General features: G+C 53.0%; 29 protein-coding genes and 1 pseudogene. 21 read left to right on the top strand and 9 right to left on the bottom strand.

Annotated features, from left to right (window positions below; translation table 11 throughout):
- Positions 1–94 precede the first annotated feature (94 nt).
- The 9 genes from OES20_05350 to OES20_05310 all read right to left on the bottom strand — a co-directional run bounded on the left by OES20_05350 (position 95) and on the right by OES20_05310 (position 8,568).
- Positions 95–586, bottom strand: coding sequence for a DUF523 domain-containing protein (locus OES20_05350; protein ID MDH3634113.1), 492 nt, complete (start codon positions 584–586; stop codon positions 95–97).
- Positions 583–1,305: a ceramidase gene (locus OES20_05345; protein MDH3634112.1), complete on the bottom strand. Its 723-nt coding sequence runs from the start codon at positions 1,303–1,305 to the stop codon at positions 583–585. Before OES20_05345 ends, OES20_05350 begins: the two co-directional genes overlap by 4 nt.
- 55 nt (positions 1,306–1,360) lie before the next feature.
- The gene (locus tag OES20_05340) at positions 1,361–1,783 is read right to left on the bottom strand and encodes a YkgJ family cysteine cluster protein (protein ID MDH3634111.1); all 423 of its coding nucleotides are present in this window, start codon (positions 1,781–1,783) and stop codon (positions 1,361–1,363) included.
- Positions 1,784–1,785: 2 nt separating this feature from the next.
- Entirely contained in the window at positions 1,786–2,700 is a 915-nt protein-coding gene (hemF, locus tag OES20_05335; protein MDH3634110.1) for an oxygen-dependent coproporphyrinogen oxidase, read from the bottom strand.
- Positions 2,700–3,257 carry an L-threonylcarbamoyladenylate synthase gene (locus OES20_05330; protein MDH3634109.1) on the bottom strand — a complete coding sequence of 186 codons (558 nt, stop codon included), beginning with the start codon at positions 3,255–3,257 and terminating at the stop codon, positions 2,700–2,702. Before OES20_05330 ends, hemF begins: the two co-directional genes overlap by 1 nt.
- 12 nt (positions 3,258–3,269) lie before the next feature.
- A complete protein-coding gene (locus tag OES20_05325; GenBank protein ID MDH3634108.1) occupies positions 3,270–5,678 on the bottom strand; it encodes a DNA topoisomerase I in 2,409 nt (802 codons plus the stop codon).
- A gap of 42 nt (positions 5,679–5,720) precedes the next feature.
- Positions 5,721–6,203, bottom strand: a complete 483-nt coding sequence (locus OES20_05320) for a DUF494 domain-containing protein (GenBank protein MDH3634107.1) — start codon at positions 6,201–6,203, stop codon at positions 5,721–5,723.
- 12 nt (positions 6,204–6,215) lie between these two features.
- Positions 6,216–7,334, bottom strand: coding sequence for a DNA-processing protein DprA (dprA, locus tag OES20_05315; GenBank protein ID MDH3634106.1), 1,119 nt, complete (start codon positions 7,332–7,334; stop codon positions 6,216–6,218).
- 70 nt (positions 7,335–7,404) lie between these two features.
- On the bottom strand, positions 7,405–8,568 hold the full coding sequence (locus OES20_05310; protein MDH3634105.1) for a LysM peptidoglycan-binding domain-containing protein: 1,164 nt from the start codon (positions 8,566–8,568) through the stop codon (positions 7,405–7,407).
- 174 nt (positions 8,569–8,742) lie between these two features.
- On the opposite strand from OES20_05310, the gene def reads away from it, so the two are divergent.
- The 21 genes and pseudogenes from def to tatC all read left to right on the top strand — a co-directional run bounded on the left by def (position 8,743) and on the right by tatC (position 26,072).
- Complete coding sequence (gene def / locus OES20_05305; protein MDH3634104.1) at positions 8,743–9,249, top strand: peptide deformylase; 507 nt, start codon at positions 8,743–8,745, stop codon at positions 9,247–9,249.
- A gap of 13 nt (positions 9,250–9,262) precedes the next feature.
- Positions 9,263–10,198 carry a methionyl-tRNA formyltransferase gene (fmt, locus tag OES20_05300; protein MDH3634103.1) on the top strand — a complete coding sequence of 312 codons (936 nt, stop codon included), beginning with the start codon at positions 9,263–9,265 and terminating at the stop codon, positions 10,196–10,198.
- Between the two features lie 5 nt (positions 10,199–10,203).
- Positions 10,204–11,505 carry a 16S rRNA (cytosine(967)-C(5))-methyltransferase RsmB gene (gene rsmB / locus OES20_05295; GenBank protein MDH3634102.1) on the top strand — a complete coding sequence of 434 codons (1,302 nt, stop codon included), beginning with the start codon at positions 10,204–10,206 and terminating at the stop codon, positions 11,503–11,505.
- Positions 11,502–12,095: a DUF4390 domain-containing protein gene (locus OES20_05290; protein ID MDH3634101.1), complete on the top strand. Its 594-nt coding sequence runs from the start codon at positions 11,502–11,504 to the stop codon at positions 12,093–12,095. The genes rsmB and OES20_05290 overlap by 4 nt, the downstream gene beginning before the upstream one ends.
- The gene (locus tag OES20_05285; GenBank protein ID MDH3634100.1) at positions 12,092–14,296 is read left to right on the top strand and encodes an ATP-binding protein; all 2,205 of its coding nucleotides are present in this window, start codon (positions 12,092–12,094) and stop codon (positions 14,294–14,296) included. The genes OES20_05290 and OES20_05285 overlap by 4 nt, the downstream gene beginning before the upstream one ends.
- Positions 14,293–14,652, top strand: a pseudogene (locus OES20_05280) (sigma-54-dependent Fis family transcriptional regulator). Before OES20_05285 ends, OES20_05280 begins: the two are co-directional and overlap by 4 nt.
- Complete coding sequence (locus OES20_05275; GenBank protein ID MDH3634099.1) at positions 14,626–15,552, top strand: hypothetical protein; 927 nt, start codon at positions 14,626–14,628, stop codon at positions 15,550–15,552. The pseudogene OES20_05280 and the gene OES20_05275 overlap by 27 nt, the downstream one beginning before the upstream one ends.
- Before the next feature lie 6 nt (positions 15,553–15,558).
- Positions 15,559–16,935 (top strand): Trk system potassium transporter TrkA, encoded by a 1,377-nt coding sequence (gene trkA, locus OES20_05270; GenBank protein MDH3634098.1) that lies wholly within the window; start codon positions 15,559–15,561, stop codon positions 16,933–16,935.
- A gap of 19 nt (positions 16,936–16,954) precedes the next feature.
- Entirely contained in the window at positions 16,955–18,406 is a 1,452-nt protein-coding gene (locus OES20_05265; GenBank protein ID MDH3634097.1) for a TrkH family potassium uptake protein, read from the top strand.
- Positions 18,407–18,409: 3 nt separating this feature from the next.
- Positions 18,410–19,231 (top strand): tRNA 2-thiocytidine(32) synthetase TtcA, encoded by an 822-nt coding sequence (ttcA, locus tag OES20_05260; GenBank protein MDH3634096.1) that lies wholly within the window; start codon positions 18,410–18,412, stop codon positions 19,229–19,231.
- A 329-nt stretch (positions 19,232–19,560) separates the two neighbouring features.
- On the top strand, positions 19,561–20,505 hold the full coding sequence (gene pip, locus OES20_05255) for a prolyl aminopeptidase (GenBank protein ID MDH3634095.1): 945 nt from the start codon (positions 19,561–19,563) through the stop codon (positions 20,503–20,505).
- The gene (gene dtd, locus OES20_05250; GenBank protein ID MDH3634094.1) at positions 20,502–20,936 is read left to right on the top strand and encodes a D-aminoacyl-tRNA deacylase; all 435 of its coding nucleotides are present in this window, start codon (positions 20,502–20,504) and stop codon (positions 20,934–20,936) included. Before pip ends, dtd begins: the two co-directional genes overlap by 4 nt.
- A 92-nt stretch (positions 20,937–21,028) precedes the next feature.
- Positions 21,029–21,622 (top strand): imidazoleglycerol-phosphate dehydratase HisB, encoded by a 594-nt coding sequence (hisB, locus tag OES20_05245; GenBank protein MDH3634093.1) that lies wholly within the window; start codon positions 21,029–21,031, stop codon positions 21,620–21,622.
- Positions 21,623–21,625: 3 nt separating this feature from the next.
- Positions 21,626–22,273, top strand: a complete 648-nt coding sequence (gene hisH / locus OES20_05240) for an imidazole glycerol phosphate synthase subunit HisH (GenBank protein ID MDH3634092.1) — start codon at positions 21,626–21,628, stop codon at positions 22,271–22,273.
- A complete protein-coding gene (hisA, locus tag OES20_05235; protein ID MDH3634091.1) occupies positions 22,270–23,001 on the top strand; it encodes a 1-(5-phosphoribosyl)-5-[(5-phosphoribosylamino)methylideneamino]imidazole-4-carboxamide isomerase in 732 nt (243 codons plus the stop codon). The genes hisH and hisA overlap by 4 nt, the downstream gene beginning before the upstream one ends.
- Before the next feature lie 15 nt (positions 23,002–23,016).
- Positions 23,017–23,793: an imidazole glycerol phosphate synthase subunit HisF gene (gene hisF / locus OES20_05230; GenBank protein ID MDH3634090.1), complete on the top strand. Its 777-nt coding sequence runs from the start codon at positions 23,017–23,019 to the stop codon at positions 23,791–23,793.
- The gene (gene hisI / locus OES20_05225) at positions 23,786–24,169 is read left to right on the top strand and encodes a phosphoribosyl-AMP cyclohydrolase (GenBank protein ID MDH3634089.1); all 384 of its coding nucleotides are present in this window, start codon (positions 23,786–23,788) and stop codon (positions 24,167–24,169) included. The genes hisF and hisI overlap by 8 nt, the downstream gene beginning before the upstream one ends.
- Complete coding sequence (locus tag OES20_05220) at positions 24,166–24,492, top strand: phosphoribosyl-ATP diphosphatase (GenBank protein MDH3634088.1); 327 nt, start codon at positions 24,166–24,168, stop codon at positions 24,490–24,492. The genes hisI and OES20_05220 overlap by 4 nt, the downstream gene beginning before the upstream one ends.
- Positions 24,493–24,500: 8 nt before the next feature.
- Positions 24,501–24,719: a twin-arginine translocase TatA/TatE family subunit gene (gene tatA, locus OES20_05215; GenBank protein MDH3634087.1), complete on the top strand. Its 219-nt coding sequence runs from the start codon at positions 24,501–24,503 to the stop codon at positions 24,717–24,719.
- Between the two features lie 52 nt (positions 24,720–24,771).
- On the top strand, positions 24,772–25,191 hold the full coding sequence (tatB, locus tag OES20_05210) for a Sec-independent protein translocase protein TatB (protein MDH3634086.1): 420 nt from the start codon (positions 24,772–24,774) through the stop codon (positions 25,189–25,191).
- A complete protein-coding gene (gene tatC, locus OES20_05205; protein ID MDH3634085.1) occupies positions 25,188–26,072 on the top strand; it encodes a twin-arginine translocase subunit TatC in 885 nt (294 codons plus the stop codon). The genes tatB and tatC overlap by 4 nt, the downstream gene beginning before the upstream one ends.
- The last annotated feature ends 117 nt before the right edge of the window (positions 26,073–26,189 follow it).

Genomic DNA, 26,189 nt, shown 5'->3' with positions numbered 1-26,189 from the left:
TTGCTCCATGGGCGAGATCGTTAATGGCTAATTCTGTATCAAGAACTTATCGGAGTAAATCAATATCGTGTGAATTCTGGCGCCATGAGTTAGGTCAGTCTGCACTGCTTTCCAGGCAGCTGCAGGCCGTCTCGAGCTGAAACTGGTTGAATACCCGGATACCATGTCGCCGGAGAAGTGCCGTGGTGACACCACTCCCCGCGATCGCGCTGCGGCTGAAGTTACCGTCGTAAACCTGGCTGCTGCCGCAGGACGGACTTGACTCGGTTAGTATCGCAACATCGATATCATGCTCGCGGCACAGTGCCAGGGCCTGGTGCGCACCGGCAATAAAATAGGCGGTGACATCCTCTCCTTCCCGGGTACAAACTCGTGCCCGTTCGGTGATCACTGCATGACCATCACCGCTCTGGATTTCAGCTGCGGAGCGGGGCACTGGTAAGCCGCCGGCCACCTCGGGACAAAAGCTGATAACCCGCTGTTGTGTCATGAGTGCTTCGAGCGCAGGATTTTCCAGCAATTTCGACCTGCCGTCGTAGCGCACAGGACTGCCGAGCAAACAGGCACTGACCAGGATTTTCTTCACAGACCTGCCTCCGTTCTAAATCGAAGGTGCCGCAAAAAGACCAGGCAGCCGATACTCGCTGCTATGTGCTTTAGACTGTGACCACTAACTACCCCCAAGCTGTTCAGTAATTCGGCATCGAAGGCTTCGCAAATCTTGGCTACCAGGTACCAGGCAAGAAACCACCAGATATCGTTGCTGCGCGTATAGCGTGAGCTGAACAGCAACAGGATCAGCGGGCATAAAAGCATTGGCAGGAACTGGACCAGTGCATAGGGACGCAGGTCCCCCCGGCCCTGCTGTTCGCTCAGATACCAGTAAATAATACTGCTGATGCCGGCGACGATGAGCAAAGGGAACAGGGTTCGTGCCAGCGGAATCGAAATTCGTTCCGCCAGCAGGATCGTAAAAAATGATGTGAAAGCAATTGTCATTGGCAGGCGATCCCAGACCAACGTCTGGTTGTCGGGTAACCAGTGATAGTAGCCGGAACCAAGGGCTACCAGAACAAGCGCACTGAAAAAACCCAGGTAGGCTGGATACAGCGTATGGATAAGGCTTAGTGATTTTTGTCGCAATAGACGGTAGAGGCCTTCGATGCCAATCCAGGCGAAAAAAAGGTTGGTCAATACGTTTAACGTGTTTGGAATCGACAGGTAGGCATTCTGATCGGCAAACTGGTGATACAGAGGGTCCTGTGCGATACGCGGTGCAAGTATCGCCGCGATAACCGCAACCATACTGATCCCGGCTAGGATGCGATATTTGCTAGTAAGCTCCATCGCGAAATTACGATCAGGACGGCGGGGGATTACCAGTGGACCAGCGTTTGAATTTTTTCTTGCAGTATTTTAAAAGCGATTTGTAATCCGGGAAGTAGAGATCAAAACCCTCTTCGGCGGGCGCATCGTACTCGCAGTAATCGTTGCTGTGCGACCGGCAAATAGTTGGACGGATTTCATATATATTGCAACGTCCATCGCGGAGTAAATGCTGGCAGCGCCCCTCGAACATCACGAACCAGCCGTCCTCGTCCTTGTAGGCCCCGACACCATCGTGCGATACCTGCCATAATAAAATTTCAAAATCGTACTTGGAACGTGGCTTGTCAATTTGCTGGGTTATGTAAGTGCAGCATTTTGAATTGGTACAGAGATCACATTTATTGACTTCGGAGTTGCTGCCAGCAATCTCGATTTCGGGAAATTCGTTATCCATGACTAATTTTGTGCCAACCAGTCGCGCGCTTCAAGAAAAAAATCGGTTAGCCTTGCTTCGGGGCTACCCGCTTCAGGTTGATAGTTATAACGCCAGTGCACGACCGGGGGCAAGGACATCAGGATCGATTCGGTGCGTCCGCCGGACTGCAGACCGAACAGGGTACCACGATCATAAACCAGATTGAATTCCACGTAGCGGCCGCGGCGGTACAGTTGAAAATTTTTTTCACGTTCGCCAAATGCGTCGTTCCTATGACGCTCGACGATGGGCGTGTAGGCCGGCAAATAGTGGTCGCCGACGCTGCGCATGAAGGCAAAAGCCTGCTCGAAATCGGGCTCATTCAAATCGTCGAAAAATAACCCACCGATGCCGCGTGGCTCGCTGCGATGTTTCAGGTAGAAATATTCATCGCACCATTTTTTGTACTCGGCGTAAGTTCCAGCGCCGTAAGGATCACAGGCTTGTTTGGCAATCTGATGCCAGTGTTTGCAATCTTCCTCGAAACCATAATAGGGGGTCAGATCGAAACCTCCGCCGAACCACCAGATGGGTGCTTCGCCAGCTTTCTCGGCGACAAAAAAGCGCAGGTTCGCATGCGAGGTCGGGATGTATGGATTGTCTGGATGAATCACCAGGGATACGCCCATGGCACGAAATTTTCTTCCCGCAAGTTCGGGACGGTGGGCAGTTGCGGACGCTGGCAGGTTTTCACCGAAGACTTCTGAATAGTTGACGCCCGCTTGCTCGAACACGGCGCCTTCACGCAACACCATACTGCGCCCACCACCGCCCGCATCCCGCTGCCAGATGTCGGTTTCAAACTCGGCTTTGCCGTCAATACGCTGTAACTCGCTGGTAATACTGTTTTGCAGGCGTTGCAGGTAGCGGTTAACGCGCTCGATATCGGTATCCATCAATTACGGGCCCTGAGAATTGTTCCGTTGTCCAATGATTTTATCTCACTTGGCTGCAGGCTGCCTGTGGGAAATCCAGTTACGATATAGTCTAGCTCGGCGCCGAATTGTTTGCGCATCTGGATCGAGTTTCGCACTGTTGCCTTGCCGCTGCGGTTAGCGCTGGTTGAAACTAGTGGCGCCTGCAGGCCATCACAGATGGATTGAATTAAAGGATGACTGGTAACTCGGATTGCGACGGTCGGATAGATACCGCGAATCCAGACTGGACAAAACTCGCTTGCCGTTACCAGCCAGGTGACTGGTCGTTCACCCGGTGATCGAAGCAGGTCCAGTTGATCGGTTTCGATGTCCAGGTATGCCGCACAGTATTCGATTCGGGATGACAGTAGAATCAGGCCCTTGTCCGGGTTGCGATTTTTTATCTGCAAAATGCGAGACACGCTGGTGGCGATTAACGGGTGACAGCCAAACCCCCACACGGTGTCCGTTGGATATCCGAATACGGCACCACGAGATACTTCGTGGACGAAGCGATTCAGTGCCCAGGGACTCATATCAGGCTGAATTCAGTCGGCGTCGGCGGTTGCCTTTTTCTTGGCAGCTTTCTTTTTTGCGGTTTTTTTCTTGGCGGCCTTCTTGGGCGCAGCTTTCTTCTTGGCCGCTGCTTTCTTGCGTCTTGATTTGGGTAACGGCGCTTTTTCGATCAACTCCTGGCAGGTTGCCAGGTCAAGGCTAGACGGATCTTCTACGTCCTTGGGGATACGGGCATTCTTGTTGCCGTCGGTAATATATGGCCCGTAACGACCGCGCAGGATTTTAATATCGGTACCTTCGAACACCTTGATTTCACGGTTAGCATCAAACTCCTTCTTTTCCGCTACCAGTTCAAGTGCCCGCTCCAGCGTGACGGTGTAAGGATCGTCGCCCTCGGCAGTCTTGAGTGATACAAACTTGCTGTCGTATTTTATATAGGGGCCAAAGCGACCGATATTGGCAGAGATTTGTTCGCCTTCGGGTGATACCCCGAGTTCACGAGGCAGTTTGAATAACTCGAGTGCCTCCTCGAGCGTAATCGAATCCATTTTCTGGCCTGGTCTCAATCCTGCAAAGCGAGGTTTTTCCTCGTCCTCGCGGGTGCCGATCTGGACAAATGGCCCGTAACGTCCCATGCGTACTGAAATCGGCTTGCCTGATTTTTCATCGACACCGAGTTGACGTGCCTGGATCGCTTCGTCACGGGTGACATTTTCCATCTTGTCATCGACTCGCTGCTTAAATGACGTCCAGAACTCTTCCATCAATGGCAACCATTCGGCTTCACCACGCGAGATTTCATCGAGGGTATCCTCGAGTTGCGCGGTGAAATCGTAATCGACATATTGCGGGAAATGCTGGGTCAGGAATCTTGCAACCACCCGGCCTACATCGGTCGGATGAAAACGCTTGCTTTCGAGTTCGACATACTCGCGATCGAGCAGGGTGGTAATAATCGATGCATAGGTTGAAGGTCGGCCGATGCCGTATTCTTCGAGCGTCTTGACCAGCGATGCCTCGCTGTAACGCGGCGGCGGTTCGGTGAAATGCTGTTCCAGCCTGATTTTATGCAGATCCACGATGTCGCCCTCCGCGAGCGGCGGCAGCAGGTTCTCCTTGTTGTCATCTTTCTTGGGCTCATCCTTGTCCTCGATGTATACCCGCATAAAGCCCGGGTCGCGAATCGTCGAGCCATTTGCCCGGAAGGTATTATCGCTGCCACAGGCAAGATCGACCGAGACCGTGTCCAGCGTCGCATGAATCATCTGGCAAGCCATGGTGCGTTTCCAGATCAGGCTGTAAAGTCGAAATTCGTCGTCGCCGAGGTGCTCCTTGATCTTGAAAGGTTCATTGCGTGCACTTGTCGGGCGAATTGCTTCGTGCGCCTCCTGGGCGTTCTTGGATTTGGTTTTATATTCGCGCGGCTGTTCCGGCAGGTTATTTTCGCCAAATTTTTCGGCGATAAATTCACGTATTTCATCCAGTGCGTCATTGGATAAGGCGACTGAATCGGTACGCATGTAGGTAATAAGTCCAACCTGTCCGGCGCCGATATCGATGCCTTCGTAAAGTTTCTGTGCGGTGCGCATGGTGCGCTGTGCGCCGAATCCGAGCTTACGCGCTGCCTCCTGCTGCAGGGTCGAGGTTGTAAACGGTGCCGCGGGATTGCGCTTGCGCTGTTTCTTTTCAACTCTGGCAACACGTAATTTACCCTGCGCTGCCTCGTTCAGTATGCGATAGGCGTCATTAGCCTGGTCGGCGTTGGTAATCGTGAACTGTTTAACTTTTTCGCCGCCCAGCTGGTTAAGCCTGGCGCTGAAAGCCTCGTCGTTAAAATTGTTGTCTGACTCGATACTCCAGTATTCCTGCGGATTAAACGCCTCAATCTCAAGCTCGCGCTCGACGATCATGCGCAGGGCAGGGCTTTGCACCCGACCGGCCGACAGTCCCCGTCTTATCTTGCGCCATAGCAGCGGCGACAGGTTGAATCCCACCAGGTAGTCGAGGGCCCGGCGTGCCTGCTGGGCGTTAACCAGGTCCATGGTAATTTCACGTGGATGGGCAATGGCTTCAGAAACCGCCTGTTTGGTAATCTCGTAGAACGCGACCCGGTAGGCGCGCTTGTTTTTCATCAGGTTCTTTTCCTTGAGCAATTCGTATAAATGCCAGGAGATTGCCTCGCCTTCGCGATCCGGGTCAGTTGCCAGGTAAAGTGAATCGGCTTTTTTAAGTTCCTTTTTTATCGTCGAGAGGTGCTTCTGGTTGCGCTCGACAGGCGTGTAATTCATTTTAAAATTATTATCGGTTTCGACCGCGCCTTCCTTTGGAATCAAATCGCGGACATGGCCATACGAGGCCAGAACCTTGAAGTCCTTACCGAGGTATTTTTCAATGGTTCTTGCTTTAGCTGGAGATTCTACGATAACTAGGTGGCTGGCCATTCGATATTACTGGTCCGCAACTAAAATTGACACAATTCCTGCTCAGTGAAATACAGCGGGTTGATCCGCAAACACGATATCTTCGTAATGCATCAAGGCATTTTCATCCTGCTCTTCCGAACTGTTGAACAACACCATCATTACGATCCACTTTAATTCCTCGATATCGACTTCCGAGTCCGATTCAAGCGCCATGACGCGATTGATTACCATTTCACGCAGACGCGGGGTCAGCACGCCGGACTGCTCCAGGAACAGCAAAAAACCCTGGGCGTTATAGGCGAGGCGGGCGCACTCTTCCGGTGCCAGCACTCGCGTCGCGATATCGGACTGATCCATGGCGGTGTCGTCTTCGACCTGTGCCAATCCATCCAGCCATGCGAAGGCCTTATCTATTTCCAGCGGTTCGAAGCCAGCAGCGCGTAAATCGGCGTCAATGCCATCACGGTCCTCGGGCAGATTGTCGTCCTGGTCTGCGTAGCTTGAAAATATGTACATCAGCACGTCTATAACGCCTTCTTTCATGAGTACCCCGGTTTAGATCCTGACGAAGCAGCCGCCAGGTGCTGATTGAATTAAGTCATTCATTTCGAGTACCAGTAGCATGGATGAAAGCTTGTCGATGGTCAAGCCGCTGCGTTGCACAAGTATGTCACAGGTCACAGGATCGTATCCGATCACATCGAGCAGGCGCCTGGAGGCGGCATCAATCTCAGGGTTGTGCTCGACCGTTTGAGAAGTATTTTGATCAAGCAGGAGACTTGCAGGTCCGGCAAGCTCAGTTGCAATATCTGCCGGCGACTCGACGATCGCCGCACCATCGCGAATCAACTGGTGGCAGCCGCGGCTTTGTGGATTATGGATCGAGCCGGGAATAGCAAGTACTTCGCGTCCCTGTTCAGCCGCGAGTCGTGCGGTAATCAGGGAGCCACTGCGCCGAGCTGCCTCGACCACCAGTGTCGCCAGCGCGAGTCCGCTGATTACGCGATTACGTTGCGGAAAATTTGCAGACCGGGCAGGGGTCCCGAGCGGAAATTCGGACACCATTATTCCGTGTTCCAGAATTTCCCCGGCGAGCTTTTGATTGTGCCTGGGATAAACCAGATCGAGCCCGGTGCCGGTAACCGCGATGGTTTTACCGCCACTTTCCAGGGCTCCCCGGTGGGCAGCTGAATCGATTCCGAGTGCCATGCCACTGGTGATCGTAAAGCCGGCAGCGGCCAGCTGTAACGAGAAATCAAACGCGTTTTGCGCGCCTCCCGGGGTGCAGCGACGACTGCCGACAATTGCGATTTGAGGTTCGTTCAACAGTGATAAATCACCGCTGGCATAAAGCAACACCGGGGCATCAGCGATTTGGCGCAGTAATTCGGGATAGGCACTGTCGTCGTAACAAACCAGATGGTTATAGCTTGATTCGGCCCAGGCCAGGTCTGCTGCAACCCGCGGATGTTGCCGGGATCTGAGTCTCACGATAGCGTCGTGCCCCAATCCACTGGCTTTGAGCGCAGGCGTAGAGCAGCTGCGAATTCGTACGGGGTTCCCCCCAAATTGCCCGAGCAAATCCAACAGGCCTTTACGGCCCGGCCCAAGACTGTGGTAAAGATGCAGAAAATCAGGTAGCAAATCCTTTTGCATGTGGTCTCCATGTTCCATTTGCAGACCCCAACACTATAACACCAGGCGGGTGCCTGGTGTTAGTGACTGATACTTGAAACTTTGACAGTTACGGAGACTCGACCTGGTCCCGAATTTTGATGGGTATATCAGCTTCCATGATGAGCGCATAGCTCATTTTCTCGAACGAGCGGATAATCATTGCCATACCGACCGATTCGTCGGGAAGCTTGACGCGGAATCTCGGATCTTCCTCTCTCCTGTCACCGACGATCCCACCGACACGACGTATGCGCAGAATATTGCCGCTTTCCAGACCGTCTCGTTGCCCCAGGTTGATGGCAATAGTCTGATAGACACCGGTTCGAGATATCGCGTCCAGTAGCGCGACGATCTCGCCATTAACTTCGTTTTTCGGTGGCCTGGGGATGAAATCACGCTCGAAACTGGTGTTGTTCATCGGCATGACGCGATCGTCCCGCAGGATTTCCCGATCGGAATTCGTCACCCGTATGGAAGCCGGATCGCCGCGCAGCAATAATTTGGATTCACCGACATAAAGCGCCTCGTAACCCAGTAGCTCGTCGGTAATCGGGTCGTAAAGCGGGCGGCTGGGGCGGTAAATCTGGTAACGGCCGCTACCGTCTGTCGTATCAAGATTACGAACGTAAAGCTTGTCGTTGATGCTGTTGATCAAGTGGTTGTCAAAACTGGTCAGGACATAGGCGGAGTTGTTCAGCGTGTCCTCGTCGATTATCAGCGGGCGCTCGATCAGGTGGCGGATTGAATCAATCGGTATCGATGGAATCGTGGCATCGATCGGTTTTGAACGGATCCGGGGATTGACTTTAACAATATTGAGCCCGCCTGAGGTCTGCGACAGGACCGAGCCCTCAGGACCCCGGGACAGGATCTGGACCTTGCGTTCGCCGCCGACATAGATAATTGCCAGGGTGTCACCCGGGTAAATCAGGTGCGGATTTTCGACCTGCGGATTCTTGAACCAGATTTCAGGCCAGTACCAGGGATCACGCAGAAAAACGGTTGAGATATCCCACAGAGTATCGCCTTCCTGTACAATGTAGGTTTCCGGATATTCCTGTTCATAGACGACAGGTCCGACTGGTTCCGGTTGTGGCTCGGCCACGGGTTCCGGGGTCTTGGCCGCGACAGTGACGACTTCGGGTGCCTCTTCAGGCTCATAAACAACCGCGTAGGGTGATGGTGGTTCGGCGCAGGCGGTTATCAGCAACATACCTGAGAGCAGAATCATTCCTTTTATTAACTGTCTATTGTTGGTAATAGGCATAAAAACCCCTGAAAATGCGGTGTTGATTGATGGATTGTAGACTAAAAAAAACCGACTACAAGGTATTTAACCGGGAAGACTCTAATATAATCATTAACTTGGAACAACTAGCTATAACTCTTCTTGAAGTACTTGCCCATGGCCTTACTAAATATCTTACATTTTCCCGATCCACGACTTAGAACGGTCGCCAAAGCGGTCACCGAGTTTGACGAGGAACTCAGGCAATTCGTCAGCGATTTGTTCGAAACCATGTATGAGGCGCCGGGTATCGGGCTCGCCGCGACCCAGGTTGATCGGCATATTCGCCTGCTGGTGATGGATGTTTCAGAAGCCCGCAACCAGCCGAGGTGCCTGATCAATCCGGAGATACTCGATGCGAACGGAGAAGAAGAAATGGACGAAGGCTGCCTGTCGGTTCCTGGATACTATGAAAAGGTTCGGCGCGCTGAGCACATTCGAGTGCGGGCACACGACGAAAACGGAGCGCTCAACGAATTTGAGGCTGAAGGGCTCGAGGCTGTCTGCATCCAGCACGAAATGGATCACCTCGAAGGCAAGCTGTTTGTCGACTACCTGTCGAAACTGAAACGCGACCGCATTCGCAGTAAGCTGGTCAAATCCCTGAAGCAACAGGCCAGCTAGTTTCCCTCCGGCAATGCTCAAAATAGTCTACGCGGGTACACCGGAATTTGCGGTTCCGGCGCTGGAGTCATTGCTGCGCAGTGAGCACAGCCTGGTAGCAGTGTATACCCAGCCGGATCGCCCGGCGGGCCGCGGTCGCAAGTTACAGCAAAGTCCGGTCAAGAAAATTGCACTCGAGCATGACCTGCTCCTGTTTCAGCCCACGACTTTCAGCGACACCAGGGCATTGGACGATTTACGCGCATGCGACGCGGACTTGATGGTTGTTGCTGCCTACGGGCTGTTGCTGCCAACGGCGGTGCTTGAAACGCCGCGTCTGGGTTGTATCAATATACATGCTTCGCTGTTACCCCGGTGGCGCGGAGCATCACCCATACAGCAGGCAATTTTAGCCGGCGATCAGCGCAGCGGGGTAACATTGATGAAAATGGATGAGGGGCTCGATACCGGGGCGATGATTTCGAGTCGTGCGGTCGAAGTAGATCCATGCTGGAATGCAGCCAACCTGCATGATGCACTGGCCCCCGTGGGGGCCGGGCTGTTGATGGAATCACTGGATAACATCGAACAGGCTATACAGCAGGCACGGGTTCAGGACGAAGCACAGGCCACCTACGCGCCGCGCCTGACAAAACGTCAGGCCGAAGTTGACTGGAACAAGCCCGCGGAGGTTTTACTGAGGGAGGTTCGTGCCTTCAATCCCTGGCCGGTCAGCTATACTTTTATCGAAGATGACAATCTGCGGCTCTGGTCGGCCCGGATAAATGCGCATGTCGATCCCGGGTTACCGGGAGACGTGGTTGCGCACGATGCCGAGGGAGTCTACGTGAGTTGTGGCGAAGGTGTATTGCAGGTGACCGAGCTGCAGTTTGCGGGGCGCAATAAATGTACCGCTGCAGAGGCATTGAATGCCAGAAACCTGAGCGGGTACCGCCTGGGCAAGTGGTGACAAATATGACCAATCCCCGCTGGATCGCGCTGCAGGTTATCCTGCAGGTGGTTGATGTCGGACGCTCCCTGGACGAAATCTTCAACAGTGACTGGTACCGGTCACTGGTGCTTGACAAGCGGGACCTGGCGCTAAGCCGCGAGCTTGTTTTCGGTTTTTGTCGTTGGTATTTTGCCCTGTCAGCCCTGCTTTCAGGTCGACTGCAAAAACCGCTGCGCGCGCGGGATCGCGATATCGAAGTTATTCTCATACTGGGCCTTTATCAACTTCTGGTCATGAGCACCGAGCCTCATGCAGCGGTGAATGAAACGGTCAAGCTCGCGCTGGCACAAAAAAAGGCCTGGGCAAAAGGTCTGGTTAACGCGTTGCTGCGTGGTGTTGTTAGAGACAAGATTGAACTGGATAGTAACATGTCCTTGAATGCCTACCCGGACTGGGTGCTGGCGCGAATTCGCCGCGACTGGGGGGAACAGGCCGAGCAGGTTTTAATCCAGGGTAATGCCCGGCCCCCGATGACGCTGCGGGTTGATACCCGACACGCCGAAATCGGCGCTGTGATTAACGAGTTATCTGCTGCCGGTATCGACGCCAGCAGGCATGTCAGGATAGAGAGCGCACTCGAGCTGTCATCCCCGTGCGACGTCACGCAAATACCCGGATTTGCGCAGGGCGTGATGAGCGTCCAGGATGCTGCAGCGCAGATCGCCGCGCCGCTACTGGGCTGCGGATCGCACGCGCGTGTGCTCGATGCCTGCGCGGCGCCGGGCGGCAAGACGGCTCATCTGCTTCAACACTACGAGAATATTAAACTCGACGCTCTCGATAGCAGTGAGTCCCGTATGCACAGATTACATCAGAATTTACGGCGAATTGATAAGGCTGCACGAGTTTTGATCGGCGATGCTGCGAGCCCCGAAACCTGGTTTGACGGCAACAACTATGACTGCATTCTGGTTGATGTACCCTGTAGCGCCAGCGGCGTCATGCGCAGGCATCCGGATATCAAACTATTACGCCGCGAAAGCGATATAATGCCGTTGCTTGCGCATCAACGGAAAATCCTGGATGTGCTGTGGCGTCTGTTGAACCCCGGAGGGAGAATGCTGTATTGCACCTGCTCGATTTTCAAGGATGAGAATGAAAACCAGATTTCGAAATTCCTGGAACGTCACGCGGACTGTGTCGAGATCGAGTTGAACGATGTCGACTGGGGTGAACTGCGACCTCATGGACGCCAGATACTCACCGGTAGCGATAACATGGACGGCTTTTTCTACGGTTTGCTGACCAAGTCTGGCGGCAAATGAAAACCATCGCGCGAATCAGCTACCCTGCGCTATACCTGGCATGCCTGGTAGTGGCAGGTTCACTGTCGTTCCCGGCACAGGCTCAGGACAGGGATTCGTTTGTAATTGAAAAAGCGGGATTTACGCTGGATCAAGATTGGCTGCTTCTCGATATGGAGGTAGCGAGCGAAATTCCGGATTATATTTCGATCGCGCTTGATCAGGGTTTTGCAGTTCCGATGATGTTCGAGATCGAGATTCGTTCAGAAAAACGTTACTGGTTCGATGACAGGATTGTTTCACTGAAGCAGCAATATCTGTTGCATCGGTTACCGATGCTCGATGCGTACGTGGTACGCGACATAAACAGCTCCGAGCGACACTATTTCCAGGATCGCAAAGCTGCGGTGCAATTCATCGAAGTGGTTTACAATTACCCCATGCTTGATATCAACAATCTGACTGCTGACAGGAAATATTATGCGCGCGCACGATTTGGCATTGATACGGATGAATTACCATTGCCCCTCAAATCCAGCTCGTTGTGGGATAATGACTGGGACTTGAAAAGCGAGTGGTATGAATGGGAGGTTAAGCATCCCGCGTCATGAATAGCACGTTCCGCAATACTGCCTCTATCCTGGCTCTGGTCGTTTTACTGATGGCATCACTTTATGCAATCAGCGATGCGACTTCGCAGGCAGCCACCTTTGGCAAGTATTACAACTGGCTCATATTTTTTAATGCGATCGGCCTTGTCGCCCTGCTTGGCCTGATCGTTTATAACGTTTACAAGCTGATCGTCCAGTACCGTCTGAAAGCGATCGGCTCGCACTTGACCGCACGTATGATTGGCGTGTTCGTGCTGTTGACGATTATCCCGGTGAGCGTGGTCTATTACTTCTCGCTGAGCTTCCTGCATCGGGGCATCGACAGCTGGTTTGACGTTGGCATCGAGATAGCCCTCGAGGATTCCCTCCAGCTTGGTCGCAGCGCCATTGATCTGCGCAAGCGAGATGCGCTTAACAAGACGCGCGCAGCCGCGAACGAAATAGTGGAAGTAGACAACGAAGTGCTGATCGTCTACCTCGATGAAATTCGTGAGAAATACGGTGCCAACGAAGTAACCCTGTATGACCACACGAATTCTATCGTCGCCTCCAGCAGCATTGACTCCACCGAATTGCCCGAGGCGCTGCCGTTAACGGATATTGGCGATCTCGATATAGATAAACCTTACCTGAAACTGGTTGATGATCCGGTCTATGGTCTTGCGATACAGATTGTCATACTGGTGCAAAGCCTGGACGCCACTGTGCCATCAAAAACGCTGCAGGCACAATACCCGTTTACCGATCGGCTTAACGAACTGACCGTGGGGGTACAGAAGGCCCATGATCATTACAAGGAACTTGCGGTATTACGCGATCCGCTAAAAACCAGTTTTACTATGGCACTATCGATTATCTGGTTGCTAAGTGTCCTGTCAGCGATATGGCTCGCGTTTGTCGCCGCGCGTAAACTGGTTGCGCCCATTAATGACCTGGTCGAGGGCACCAAGGCGGTTGCGGCTGGAGATTACGAAAAGCAGTTGAACCTGTCAGGCAGTGACGAGCTCGGATTCCTGTTGCGCTCCTTCAACACCATGACGCGCAAGATCTCGCGCAGCCGCGCGATCGCAGAACAAAGTCAGCGCATGGAGGCTTTACAAAGAAATTACCTGGAATCGGTAATGGAACACATTACCTCGGGTGTACTGACAATTGACGAAACCGGGCTTATCAAAAGCGGTAACCCCGCCGCCTGCCTGATTTTTGATATTGATAATTATTATTTTTCCGAATTATCTATGGCATATGTCGTGCAGAAGTACCCGATGATGGCGCCGTTTTTCGATGCCGTGGAGTCGCACTTGAATAACGACCAGGAATGGCAGGAGGAAATTGTCATATACATCCAGGGTGGCAAGAAAATCCTCCGCGTTCGCGGCACGACATTGCTGTCTCAAAGCTATGATCGGAATGAACAGGTCATCGTGGTGGATGACCTGACTGAACTGATCCAGGCACAGAAAGAATCGGCATGGAGTGAAATGGCGCGCCGGCTGGCGCACGAAATCAAGAACCCGTTAACGCCGATTCAGCTATCTGCTGAACGACTACATCGCAAGTTAAGCGGCCAAGTCAGTGCCGAGAAACAGTCAATGCTGGACCGCTACACGCACACGATCGTACAGCAGGTCGAGGCGATGAAGTCCATGGTTAATGCCTTTACCGAATATGCCCGATCCCCGACCCAGAAACCGCAGTGGGTTAACGTCAATGCGATGCTGGAAGAATTTGCAGTGCTTTACCATGGTAACAATACGTCAGTCGAAATCGAACTGGAACTGGACAAGTCGCTACCGGTGATTGAGGCTGATGACGTCCGTTTGCGCCAGCTGATACACAATCTGATCAAAAACAGCCTGGAGACGATTGAAGGCGAAGGCTGGATAGCATTGAAAACAGAATATATAGAGCATCCCGATCGCAGCTGGGCAGAAATTGCGGTCGAAGATAGTGGCAAGGGTATTGCGGCCGAGGTTGCGGAAAACTTGTTTGATCCCTATGTGACTACCAAGACTTCTGGTAGCGGTCTTGGCCTTGCGATTGTGCAAAAAATCGTTGATGAGCACGGTGGTTCCGTGCGCGTCGAGGAGTCTCGACGGGGCGGCGCAAAATTCACCGTGTCTCTACCCGCGTCGGTTGCCGCGAATGAGGCTACCGCGGGGGCTTCCGTCGAGCCGTTAAAAACCAGGGTAATGCCATGAGCGCCCGAATTCTGGTGGTTGATGATGAACCCGATATTCGTTTTCTGCTGAAAGATATCCTGGAGGATGAAGGTTACCTTGTGGATGTGGCGGAGCATGCAAAGGAAGCTAATGAAATCAGGCGTACCACCGACCCCGATCTCGTGCTGCTTGATATCTGGATGCCAGATGTTGATGGCGTAACGCTATTGAAACAGTGGAAGTCATCAGGTCGCGACCATTGCCCGGTTGTCATGATGTCAGGACACGGTACGGTCGAAACCGCGGTTGAAGCGACCCGTTACGGCGCGATTGATTTTGTCGAAAAGCCGCTGTCAATGGCCAAGCTGATAAGTACCGTAAAGACAGCCCTTGCAGGCAGTGCGATTAACCTGCGACAGGAAAGTAAACGCCGGCGGGAGGAGCCGGTCGGCAACAGTCTTTTTGTGCAGAATCTGAAGCAGCGTATGCAGGATTTGCGTGGCACCAATCAGGTGGTTTTCTTATCGGGCCCCGCTGGCAGTGGTCGAGGTATCTGGGCCGATTACCTCAGCGAATCGGTGGGTGGCATGGATATTTTTGATACCAGCCAGGATATTCGGGAATTACTGCCCCTCAAAGCCAACCTCTACGTCGAGGAAATTACTGATCTCAGTCTTGGACAGCAGGCCGAACTGCTGGCCGCTATTCAGCTAACCAATCAGGATTCGAAATTTCGTTTCATTGTTTCGAGTCGATTTGATTACGATGAACTGAAAAAAAATACCCAGGTCGACCCACGCCTGGCGGAAATGTGGCGCGCCGCGATTATTATTTCCCCGCTGGATAATCATGTCGAGGATATTCCTCAATTGCTGGAATATTATGTCAATTGGTTTAGCGATCATGAGCAATTGCCTTATCGCCATTTTGACGTTGCTGCGCAAAACCTGTTGCGCAATCATCACTGGGCCGGTGAAATCAACCAGCTCAAGCAGTTTGTGAAGGCGGTTTTGAAAAATAGTGACTCCGAGAATATCGAACTGTCGGAAATCGAGGCAATGCTGCGCTCGATCGCGACAAATGCCGACACCGATATGAATGATAAAATGCAAATTACAATTGATCTGAATCTTGATCTCAGGGAAGCGCGTGAAGCGTTCGAGCGCGAATACCTGTCAAGGCACCTGGCGCTCAGTGACAACAATGTGTCAGAGTTGGCGCGTCGGGTTGGACAGGAAAGAACCCACCTTTATCGCAAGTTGAAATCTTTAGGCCTGCAAACAAAAAAACAATAACAAACTATGAATATAATCATCTTAGGCGCCGGGCAGGTAGGCTCGACGGTAGCAACTGAGCTGGCCAAGGAAGAAAGCAATGAAATTACCGTCGTCGATACGAACCAGCAAATTCTCTCTGACCTGCAGGACCGGCTTGATATTCGCACCATTTGTGGCAACGGGTCATACCCCGGTTTGCTCGAGGACGCCGGTGCCGACGATGCCGATATGTTGATCGCCCTGACAAACAGTGATGAAATCAACATGATCGCCTGCCAGGTGGCGTCCTCCATTTTCCATACGCCAACCAAGATTGCGCGCATTCGCTCACCCGAATACCTGCGCCGACCCGGTTTATTTGCCGAAGACTCGATCCCGGTCGATTTCATGATCAGCCCGGAGTCGCTGGTCACCGATTATATTTACCACTTGATCCAGCACCCCAGTGCGCTGCAGGTGCTTGATTTCGCGGAGGGTAGAGCACAGCTGGTGGCAGTTAAGGCTTATCATGACGGTCTGATGGTCGGGCGTGAGCTTAAGACCATGAATGAAGTCGTGCCCGGAATCGATATGCGGGTAGCGGCCATATTTCGTGGAGGCGAGTCGATCCAGCCATCTGCCGAATGCGTGATCGAGGTTGGAGACGAGGTGTTTCTGCTCGCCGCGCGTGAACACATCCCGACCGTTATATCGGAAATACGCCGGCTGGAAAAACCCAACAAGCGCATCATGCTGGCCGGCGGGGGCAATATCGGTGGGCAACTTGCAGCGATGATGGAAAAGGATTACCAGGTCAAGGTAATCGAGATGTTCCCGGCGCGCGCGCGTGAGTTAGCGGCAGTCCTGGATTCATCCATCGTGCTCCTGGGTGATGCCGCCAATCCGGATTTGTTACGCGAAGAAAATATCGAGTCCATGGATGTTTTCTGCGCCCTCACCAATGACGACGAAGCCAATATTTTGTCGTCGATGCTGGCCAAGCGCATGGGCGCAAAAAGAGTCATGTCGCTGATTAACCGACCCGCCTATGTCGACCTGGTCGAAAGCGGCCTGATCGATATTGCGATTTCGCCGCACCAGGTGACCATCGGCGCACTGCTTGCCCATATCAGGCGGGGTGACGTGGTCGCGGTACATGCCCTGCGGCGTGGCTCGGCCGAGGCGATCGAGGCGATTGCGCATGGTGACAAGTCATCATCGCGGGTGGTCGGTCGCGCGATCGAAGATATCAAGCTACCCAAGGGCACACGTATCAGCGCAATCGTGCGTGGTGATGATGTCATTATTGCCCATCACGATACCGTGATCGAATCCGAAGACCACGTAATACTGTTTCTGACCGACAAAAAGAAGATCGCCGCGGTCGAAAAACTGTTCCAGGTCGGAATCACCTATTTCTAGGAACTGAACCATTATTTAAATGCAGCTCCTCGTAATACAACGCATTCTTGGCCTGCTGATGATGGTATTCAGCAGTACGCTGCTACCGCCAATCGTTACCGGCCTGATTTACAAGGATGGTGCGGTGTTGCCCTTCGTAGAAGCATTCGCCCTGACCCTGGTTACCGGGTTCCTGTTTTACCTGCCGGTGAGTCAGCATCGGAGAGAGCTGCGTTTGCGCGATGGATTTCTGGTGGTGGTGCTGTTCTGGACGGTGTTGGGTGTCGCCGGTGGACTGCCAATCTACCTGTCCGGGATCTACGATATTTCAATTACCGACGCGGTGTTCGAATCGATTTCCGGGATTACCACGACTGGAGCCACAGTCATTGTCGGCATCGATGATTTGCCTCACTCGCTATTGCTTTATCGACAGGAACTGCAATGGCTTGGCGGTATGGGGATTATCGTACTCGCGGTGGCGGTGTTACCGATGCTTGGCGTCGGGGGCATGCAGCTGTTTCGTGCTGAAACCCCGGGCCCGGTGAAAGATACCAAGCTGACACCGCGCATCACCGAGACCGCGAAAGCCTTGTGGTATATCTATCTGGGACTGACCGTGGCCTGTTGCCTGGCTTACTGGATGGCAGGGATGTCATTTTTTGATGCAATGTCACATTCCTTTTCGACCGTGGCGATCGGTGGATTCTCCACCCATGATGCCAGTATCGGATACTTCGACAGCACCGCGATCCAGTTCATCGCGATCGTTTTCATGCTGCTTTCGGGAATTAATTTTGCGATCCACTTTACTGCCTTCCGACATCGTTCGCTGAAGCCGTACCAACGCGATGCAGAGTTTCGCACCTACATCCTGGTGCTGTTTATTGTCAGCGTGATTACAATTGGCTACCTGCAACTGAAGCACACTTTCGATTCGACTACCGAATCGATCATCGAGGGATTATTCCAGGTTGTATCAATCGGCACCACGACCGGTTTTACCACCGCCGAGTACTACAGCTGGCCGGGATTCCTGCCGGTTCTACTGCTCTACGTGAGTTTCATCGGGGGATGTTCGGGATCTACCGGGGGTGGCATCAAGGTGATTCGTATCCTGCTGCTGGTCAAGCAGGGAGTTCGCGAGTTGCGGCGACTGGTACATCCAAATGCGCAAATAGCGGTCAAGATTGGGAAAAAGTCGATGCCGGAAAACGTCATCGAAGCTGTGTGGGGTTTTTTCGCAGCCTATTTCGCGATCTCGGCACTGATGATCCTGCTGCTGATGGCGACCGGCCTGGACCAGGAAACGGCGTTTTCAGCGGTAGCAGCCTGCCTAAATAATCTCGGCCCGGGGCTTGGCGATGTAGGCAGGAATTTCGCTTCTATTAATGATCCCGCTAAGTGGATACTGTGCATGGCGATGCTGCTGGGTCGGCTGGAAATTTTCACCTTGCTGGTTTTGTTTACACCTTCATTCTGGCGCAAGTAAGTGATGAGCCAGACTAGCAGAGAAGTAGACACCAGCGCACTGGAGCATCCTGGCCTGGGTAAGCTTGAGCGAAAAATTCGCAGCAAGGTCGGACGTGCCATTTGTGATTTTAATATGATTGAAGCAGGCGACCGAATAATGGTTTGCCTGTCGGGCGGTGCTGACAGCTACAGCTTGCTCGATATGTTACTTGCGCTGCAAAAGGCGGCGCCGATCGATTTTGAACTGGTAGCGGTCAACCTGGATCAAAAGCAACCCGGTTTTCCCGAACAGGTTTTACCGGATTACCTGGCTTCGCTGGGGGTCGAATTCAGGATAGTCGAGGAGGATACCTACAGCCTCGTGAAGCGCCTGGTACCTGTGGGCAAAACGACTTGTTCGCTGTGTTCAAGATTGCGCCGGGGTGTTCTTTATAACGCGGCGGCCGAGTTTGGAGCCACGAAGATAGCATTGGGTCATCATGCGGACGACATTGTCGAAACGCTGTTTCTGAACATGTTCTTTAACAGCAGGCTAAAAGCGATGCCGGCCAAGCTCAGGAGTGATGACCAGCGTCACATCGTAATACGGCCACTGGCTTACGTGCGCGAGGCGCTGATAAAACAGTACGCTGCGCTGCGGGATTTTCCGATTATTCCGTGTAACCTGTGTGGCTCTCAACCCGGGTCGCAGCGCCAGGCGGTCAAACGAATGCTGCAGCAATGGGATGAGGTTTACCCCGGTCGCGTCGACAATATCGTCAACTCGCTCGGCAAGGTAACTGCATCGCATCTGCTCGATCGCGAACTGTTTGACTTCCATCAGCTGGCACCTGGTACTGATTGAAGACGTCCCCGCGCTCGCGTGGGCATCGGATAATCGCGCTCTCAATAGCGATCCCGCGAGAAGTCAAAAAAAAGACCCGGCCACGTTTTGACCAGGCCCAGGTTATCTCGAGGAGAGAGAATCCAGTTTAATTTTAGCGGTGTTCGTGTTGTTGCATCTGCCTGCCGTGGCTGTCTTCCGTGCCTGTCGACCAGGTCCTGTGTCGTGATAGTATATTGTCACGACAGGCGTGGGGCAGATATCGCAGCCATGCTGTGCAGTTGTCAGCTTCGACCTCTCATTCATGTAGGTTTAATCCTACAAAAACCGACCGGAGATTTGCCACGCGCATGTTATTTCCCGCCATACAACCAACCAAGACCTGGCGTTTCCCGGTAACCGACCTGCATACCTTATATATCGAAGAAAGTGGTAATCCCAACGGTGTGCCGGTCATTTTTTTGCACGGCGGCCCAGGCGGCTCCTGCGAGCCCGGGCATCGGCGTTTCTTCAATCCCGAGGCCTATCGCATCATACTTTTTGACCAGCGCGGTAGCGGAAAATCGAGGCCCCATGCAAGTCTCGAGGATAATACCACCTGGGACCTCGTCGCCGATCTCGAGAAAATTCGCAAATTCCTGGAAATTGATCGCTGGGTTGTGTTCGGCGGGTCGTGGGGATCCACGCTTGCTTTGGCCTATGCCCAGACCCATCCGGAACCGGTGTTGGGATTGATATTACGCGGAATATTCCTGGGTCGCGACGAGGATATTGACTGGTTCTTTAACGGTCGGGCGGCGCGTATTTTTCCGGAGGCCTGGGAACACTTTATTGAACCGATACCGCCGCAGGAGCGAGACGATATCATCACTGCCTACTACCAGCGGCTAACCAGCAATAATGAAATTGTCCGCATGGGTGCCGCCAAGGCCTGGTCGATCTGGGAGGGTTCATCGGTAACCTTGCTGCCCGACAAAAATGTCATCGACCATTTCAGCGATCCGCATATCGCGCTCAGCATCGCTCGCATCGAATGCCATTACTTTTGTAACAATTGTTTCCTGCGACCTGGCCAGTTGATCGAAGACATGGACAGGATTAGCCATATTCCCGGTTATATCGTGCATGGAAGATACGACATGGTGTGTCCCATTGATCAGGCCCTGCTGTTGAAGCAAAACTGGGAGGAAGCCCGGCTCAAGATCATCAATGATGCCGGTCATGCGGTAACCGAGCATGGTATATCGAATGCCCTGGTCGATAGCTGCAATGCGATGCTGGAAATTCTGGGTTGATTACACTATTGCAGCGCGTTAGCGAGGCGCGGGTTGGTGTTGGCGGGGAGACGATTGCGCAAATCGAACGGGGAATATTGATATTTGTCGGGGTGCAAGCCGAGGATGATGAGCCTACTGCCCAAAGCTTCATTGATCGCCTGCTCAATTACCGGATCTTCGCCGATGCCGAGGGTAAAATGAACCGATCGCTGATCGATATCGAAGGTGGGCTGTTGCTGGTGCCACAGTTCACGTTGGCAGCAAACACCCGCAAGGGGCGACGACCAAGTTTCACCTCTGCCGCGAGCCCGCAGCATGGCAACCGGATATTCGATTTCATGGTCGACTATGCGCGTGCCGCCTATGACCGGGTTGCCTGCGGCCGATTTGGTGCCGATATGCAGGTCCACCTGGTTAACGATGGCCCGGTAACTTTCATCCTGGAGTGATTCAATGGCTGCAACCACCGATTAAGGGTCGAATTTAACCACGATGTCGATTATTATCAGCGCCTCTCGAAACCTGCCTGATTGGGTTATAGATGTCAGATCGTAGTGCAAAAGTCAGCCGCAACACACTGGAAACCGAGATCAATGTTGTGCTTAACCTCGATGGTAGTGGAAAATCGAGTTTCGATACCGGGATTCCGTTTCTCGAGCACATGCTGGAGCAGGTAGCCCGGCACGGCTCGTTCGACCTGGCGATCACCGCCAAGGGAGATCTCCATATCGACGATCATCATACGGTTGAAGATATTGGTATTACGCTGGGTCAGGCGTTCAAAGAGGCGCTGGGGGAAAAGCAGGGGATCATGCGTTACGGTCATGCCTACGTGCCGCTGGACGAAGCCCTGTCGCGGGTTGTTATCGATTTTTCGGGCCGTCCGGGTATCGAGTATCGGGTTGATTTCTCCCGCCCCCGCATCGGCGGGTTCGATGTTGACCTGATTCACGAATTCTTTCAGGGTTTCGTCAATCACGCTCCTGCAACCCTGCACATCGATAATCTTTTTGGTCAAAACGCGCACCACATTGCGGAGACGATCTTCAAGGCATTCGGTCGCGCACTGCGCTTTGCCGTTTCCGCTGATGAACGCATGCAGGGTGCGATTCCTTCGACCAAGGGATCGCTTTAGCTCATGCAAACGATTGCCGTGGTCGATTACGGCATGGGAAATCTCCGGTCGGTCGTTAACGCGCTGGAAGTCGTTACGGACGGGAAGGACCAGGTGATACTGACATCCACGGCGCAGCAGGTACTCGATGCCGATCGCGTCGTGTTTCCGGGCCAGGGCGCGGCGGGTGACTGCATGCGGGCAATCGACGATTACGGCTTGCGTGAAGCGATCCTGATCGCCGCAGCGGAACAACCTTTTCTCGGTATCTGCATGGGTATGCAGGTGCTCGTCGATCGCAGCGAAGAAAACCAGGGCACGGCATGTCTCGGGTTTTTCGAGGGGCAGGTAAAGTATTTTGGTGATGGCCATAAGGACCAAAGCGGCGTTAAACTAAAGATTCCACACATGGGCTGGAATCGCGTGACGCAAATCCAATCGCATCCCCTTTGGCATTCGATAGCTGATGGCAGCAGGTTTTATTTCGTGCATAGTTATTATCTCGATGCCGAGGTGCCGGACCTGGCGGCAGGTGTTACCGAATACGGCTTCAGCTTTACCAGCGCCATTGCACGAGATAATTTATTTGCCATGCAATGCCATCCCGAAAAAAGTTCGGATTCGGGCCTGCAGTTATTGCGAAACTTTGTAAATTGGAACGGTCAGCCATGATTTTGATTCCGGCAATCGATTTAAAAGAAGGTCACTGCGTTCGACTGCGCCAGGGCAACATGGATGAAAGCACCGTGTTTTCTGACGATCCCGTGTCGATGGCCGGCAAGTGGGTGGAACAGGGCTGCAACAGGCTGCACCTGGTTGACCTTGATGGCGCATTCGAGGGCGCACCTGCCAACGCCGACGTTATCCAGGAAATCTGTTCTTCGTTTCCGGACATGCCGATCCAGATTGGTGGCGGCATCCGCAGCATAGAAACTGTCGAATCGTATCTCGAAGCCGGGGTCAGTTATGTGATTATCGGTACCATGGCGGTAAAACGACCCGAGTTCATCACCCAGTTATGTGCCGAATTTCCGGGCAATGTCATCATTGGTCTCGATGCCAGGGATGGAATGGTGGCCGTACACGGCTGGGCCGAGGGATCGGATCACAGCGCGCAGGAAATGGCGCTCCGCTTCGAGGACCAGGGCGTAGCAGCAATTGTTTATACCGACATAAGCCGTGATGGCATGATGCAGGGCGTTAATGTTGAAGCCACGAGGCAACTCGCTGAATCGATCAGCGTTCCGGTCATCGCCTCGGGCGGTGTTACCGACATGGAGTGCATAATCCAGCTCAATGCGGTCAAGGATTCGGGCATCGAGGGAGTTATTATCGGTCGCGCCCTGTACGAGCGTACTATCATCCTTCCCGAAGCTCAGGCTTATATCGATCAGAACTAGCCTGATCCCGTTTCAATGTCGCTAGCAAAACGTATCATCCCCTGTCTTGACGTCGACAATGGCCGTGTCGTCAAGGGAATCAGATTCGTCGAAATACGCGATGCCGGAGATCCGGTTGAAAACGCTCGACGCTATAACCTCGAGGGTGCTGACGAGCTGACTTTTCTCGATATTACCGCAAGTTCTGACGATCGTGAGACCATGGTGCACGTGGTCGAGGACGTGGCGCGCGAGGTGTTCATTCCGTTAACGGTGGGCGGCGGGATTCGTGAGTTAGCCGATATCAGGCGCATGCTTAATGTCGGAGCCGATAAGGTCAGTATTAATACCGCGGCAGTATTCAATCCCGAATTTGTTGCCAATGCGGCGGACAAGTTCGGTTCCCAGTGTATCGTGGTTGCGGTTGATGCAAAGCGGGTAAACGCGGACGACGAGGCTGATCGCTGGGAAATATTCACACACGGTGGCCGCAAGCCGACGGGTATCGATGTACTCGAATGGGTGCAAAAAATGGATGCGTACGGTGCCGGTGAAATTCTTTTGACCAGCATGGATCGTGACGGTACCAGGGCCGGTTTTGATAACGAGCTTAATCGGCAAGTCTCGGAAGCGGTGCGGGTTCCGGTAATTGCATCGGGCGGCGTCGGCAATTTACAGCACCTGGCGGACGGTATTCTCGTGGGTAAAGCCGATGCGGTGCTCGCGGCGAGTATTTTCCATTTTGGCGAGTACCGTATCAGCGAAGCCAAGGCGTTTATGCGTGACCGGGGAATCGAGGTGCGTGATGACTGACTGGCTTGAACAGCTTAAGTGGAATAGTGATGGCCTGGTACCGGCGATTGCACAGGATTACCAGTCGGGTGAAGTATTAATGATGGCCTGGATGAATCGCGAAGCCCTGCAACTGAGCAGCGAACAGGGTCGTGCAGTATACTGGTCCAGGTCTCGCCAAAAGCTCTGGTTTAAGGGTGAATCGTCGGGTCACGTCCAGCAGTTGCGGGAAATTCGTGTCGACTGCGACGCCGATGTGGTGTTACTGCAGGTCGAACAGATCGGCGGAATCGCCTGTCATACGGGCCGGAGGCGCTGTTTCTTTCGTGTTTTAAAGGATGGAGAATGGGAAATCGATGAAGAAATTATCAAAAATCCCGACGAGATTTATCGATGAGTGATGATATACTCCTGCGCCTGATGGCAGTACTGGCATCGAGAAAAGACGCTGATCCTAAATCGTCCTACGTGGCGGGTTTGTATCATCAAGGTCTCGATTCCATACTGAAAAAAATTGGTGAAGAGTCGGCTGAAACAATCATTGCCGCGAAATCAGGCAATGAACAGCAAATTGTTCATGAAACCGCGGACCTTTGGTTCCACTGCATGGTGATGCTGGCACAACAGAATCTGGATGCAAGACTGGTACTCGAAGAACTGGAGCGTCGCTTTGGTGTCTCGGGAATCGATGAAAAAGCCGCACGCGAACAAAGTAAATGAGGTGAAAGATGGGATTTGGTGGAATTAGTATCTGGTCGCTGTTATTAATCCTGGCGATTGTGATCCTGTTGTTTGGCACCAAGAAACTGCGCAACGTTGGCGGAGATCTGGGTGGCGCAATCAGGAGTTTCAAGAAATCGGTTAAAGAAGAGGAAGCCGGTAAGGACGAGGCGGAATCCGAGAGCCAGATTATCGAAGGTAAGGTGAAAGAAGAAGACAAGGTTTAAACCAGACGGTTGAACGGATTTCTTCCTGGCCGAGTTTCGGATAAAAAATAATATGTTTGACATGGGCTTCACCGAGATGATGCTGATCGGTATCGTCGCGCTTATCGTCATTGGTCCCGAACGTTTACCGGGAGTGGCGCGTACCGCGGGAAAATATTTCGGCCGCTTGAAGCGATTCATGACCAGTGTCAAGGCAGATGTCGAACAGGAATTGCGCGCCGATGAACTACGCCAGATTCTCGCCGACCAGCAGCGCGAACTGGATACCATAAAGGATTCCATGAATGTCGCCGGTAAGGCCTTCGAAAAGGAAGTCAACGCGGTCAGCGATGCCGGTGAATCACTGGTGCAAGATCTTGATGAAATCGGTGCCAGCGACGAGCAAGGCAGTGCTCCCGAAATTGATAAACCTGATCCAAGTGCCGTAGCGGAGCCAGTTTCGACTGATCGGGGCGGTAAAGCTAAATCGTGACCGAAGAAGATAACCCGGAACCCAGCGCAAGCGGCAGCCTGATGTCGCATCTGGTCGAGTTGCGTGATCGCGTGGTACGCATGGTGGTCGCAATACTCGTGATCTTCCTGGGTCTTTTCTACTGGGCTAATGACATCTATGTTTACCTGGCGGAGCCCTTGACGCGTCATTTGCCGGAAGGTGCCAACATGATCGCGATTGATGTTGCCTCGCCTTTCCTGACACCGTTCAAGCTGGTATTAATGCTGTCGGTATTCCTGGCGATGCCGGTTATTCTCTACCAGTGCTGGGCATTTGTGGCGCCCGGGCTCTACGCCAATGAAAAACGCATTGCCATGCCGCTGCTGGTGTCGAGCATTCTGCTGTTTTACGCCGGCGTGTCGTTTGCCTATTTCGTCGTTTTTCCACTGGTATTCGCGTTTTTTACCAGCGTTGGTCCCGAGATGGTCAATATATCGACCGATATAGGGCGCTACCTGGATTTCGTGTTAGCGCTGTTCTTTGGCTTCGGGCTTGCCTTCGAGGTGCCGATTGCAACCATAATCCTTGTCGCTATCGGTTTTACGACTCCCAAGAAGCTGGCTGAAAAGCGTCCGTTTATAATCGTCGGCGCATTTATTCTCGGCATGCTGTTAACCCCGCCAGACGTGATTTCACAAGTGCTGTTGGCGCTGCCTGTCTGGTTATTGTTCGAAGGGGGATTGATTGCATCGAAGATAATTTTCAAGGATCGCTTGTTCGACGAGGAATATGAAGACGACGACGAGGGTTCGGAGAGCGAAAACGGCGTCGTTCCGGACCACCAGCCTTTGACCGATGAAGAGATGGAAGCGGAACTCGAACAGGCCGAAGCCGACGAGGCCCGGATTGACAAAACCTGATGCGGGTCAGCCAAACCGGAGATTGACCTCGATAACACAGGTCTCTCAGCGGTTGACGTCTCGGGCCACGGTTACGTCATTCCCCATTTAATAAATTCTGAATCTGCCCGATAACAT

This window comes from Gammaproteobacteria bacterium, from assembly GCA_029862005.1.
Classification (GTDB): Bacteria; Pseudomonadota; Gammaproteobacteria.
The sequence above is the reverse complement of the archived record's forward strand: the minus strand, read 5'-3'. Positions and strand labels throughout refer to the sequence as shown.

Coding starts and splice junctions, on each gene's coding strand:
- fmt (MDH3634103.1), top strand. CDS start 9,263: ATGCTCAAAATAGTCTACGCGGGTACACCGGAATTTGCGGTTCCGGCG.
- hemF (MDH3634110.1), bottom strand. CDS start 2,700: ATGGATACCGATATCGAGCGCGTTAACCGCTACCTGCAACGCCTGCAA.
- rsmB (MDH3634102.1), top strand. CDS start 10,204: ATGACCAATCCCCGCTGGATCGCGCTGCAGGTTATCCTGCAGGTGGTT.
- OES20_05290 (MDH3634101.1), top strand. CDS start 11,502: ATGAAAACCATCGCGCGAATCAGCTACCCTGCGCTATACCTGGCATGC.
- hisF (MDH3634090.1), top strand. CDS start 23,017: ATGTCGCTAGCAAAACGTATCATCCCCTGTCTTGACGTCGACAATGGC.
- OES20_05285 (MDH3634100.1), top strand. CDS start 12,092: ATGAATAGCACGTTCCGCAATACTGCCTCTATCCTGGCTCTGGTCGTT.
- hisH (MDH3634092.1), top strand. CDS start 21,626: ATGCAAACGATTGCCGTGGTCGATTACGGCATGGGAAATCTCCGGTCG.
- hisB (MDH3634093.1), top strand. CDS start 21,029: ATGTCAGATCGTAGTGCAAAAGTCAGCCGCAACACACTGGAAACCGAG.
- dprA (MDH3634106.1), bottom strand. CDS start 7,334: ATGGAACATGGAGACCACATGCAAAAGGATTTGCTACCTGATTTTCTG.
- OES20_05320 (MDH3634107.1), bottom strand. CDS start 6,203: ATGAAAGAAGGCGTTATAGACGTGCTGATGTACATATTTTCAAGCTAC.
- trkA (MDH3634098.1), top strand. CDS start 15,559: ATGAATATAATCATCTTAGGCGCCGGGCAGGTAGGCTCGACGGTAGCA.
- pip (MDH3634095.1), top strand. CDS start 19,561: ATGTTATTTCCCGCCATACAACCAACCAAGACCTGGCGTTTCCCGGTA.
- hisA (MDH3634091.1), top strand. CDS start 22,270: ATGATTTTGATTCCGGCAATCGATTTAAAAGAAGGTCACTGCGTTCGA.
- OES20_05310 (MDH3634105.1), bottom strand. CDS start 8,568: ATGATTCTGCTCTCAGGTATGTTGCTGATAACCGCCTGCGCCGAACCA.
- OES20_05340 (MDH3634111.1), bottom strand. CDS start 1,783: ATGGATAACGAATTTCCCGAAATCGAGATTGCTGGCAGCAACTCCGAA.
- def (MDH3634104.1), top strand. CDS start 8,743: ATGGCCTTACTAAATATCTTACATTTTCCCGATCCACGACTTAGAACG.
- OES20_05325 (MDH3634108.1), bottom strand. CDS start 5,678: ATGGCCAGCCACCTAGTTATCGTAGAATCTCCAGCTAAAGCAAGAACC.
- tatB (MDH3634086.1), top strand. CDS start 24,772: ATGTTTGACATGGGCTTCACCGAGATGATGCTGATCGGTATCGTCGCG.
- OES20_05220 (MDH3634088.1), top strand. CDS start 24,166: ATGAGTGATGATATACTCCTGCGCCTGATGGCAGTACTGGCATCGAGA.
- tatA (MDH3634087.1), top strand. CDS start 24,501: ATGGGATTTGGTGGAATTAGTATCTGGTCGCTGTTATTAATCCTGGCG.
- OES20_05345 (MDH3634112.1), bottom strand. CDS start 1,305: ATGGTTGCGGTTATCGCGGCGATACTTGCACCGCGTATCGCACAGGAC.
- OES20_05265 (MDH3634097.1), top strand. CDS start 16,955: ATGCAGCTCCTCGTAATACAACGCATTCTTGGCCTGCTGATGATGGTA.
- hisI (MDH3634089.1), top strand. CDS start 23,786: ATGACTGACTGGCTTGAACAGCTTAAGTGGAATAGTGATGGCCTGGTA.
- ttcA (MDH3634096.1), top strand. CDS start 18,410: ATGAGCCAGACTAGCAGAGAAGTAGACACCAGCGCACTGGAGCATCCT.
- OES20_05330 (MDH3634109.1), bottom strand. CDS start 3,257: ATGAGTCCCTGGGCACTGAATCGCTTCGTCCACGAAGTATCTCGTGGT.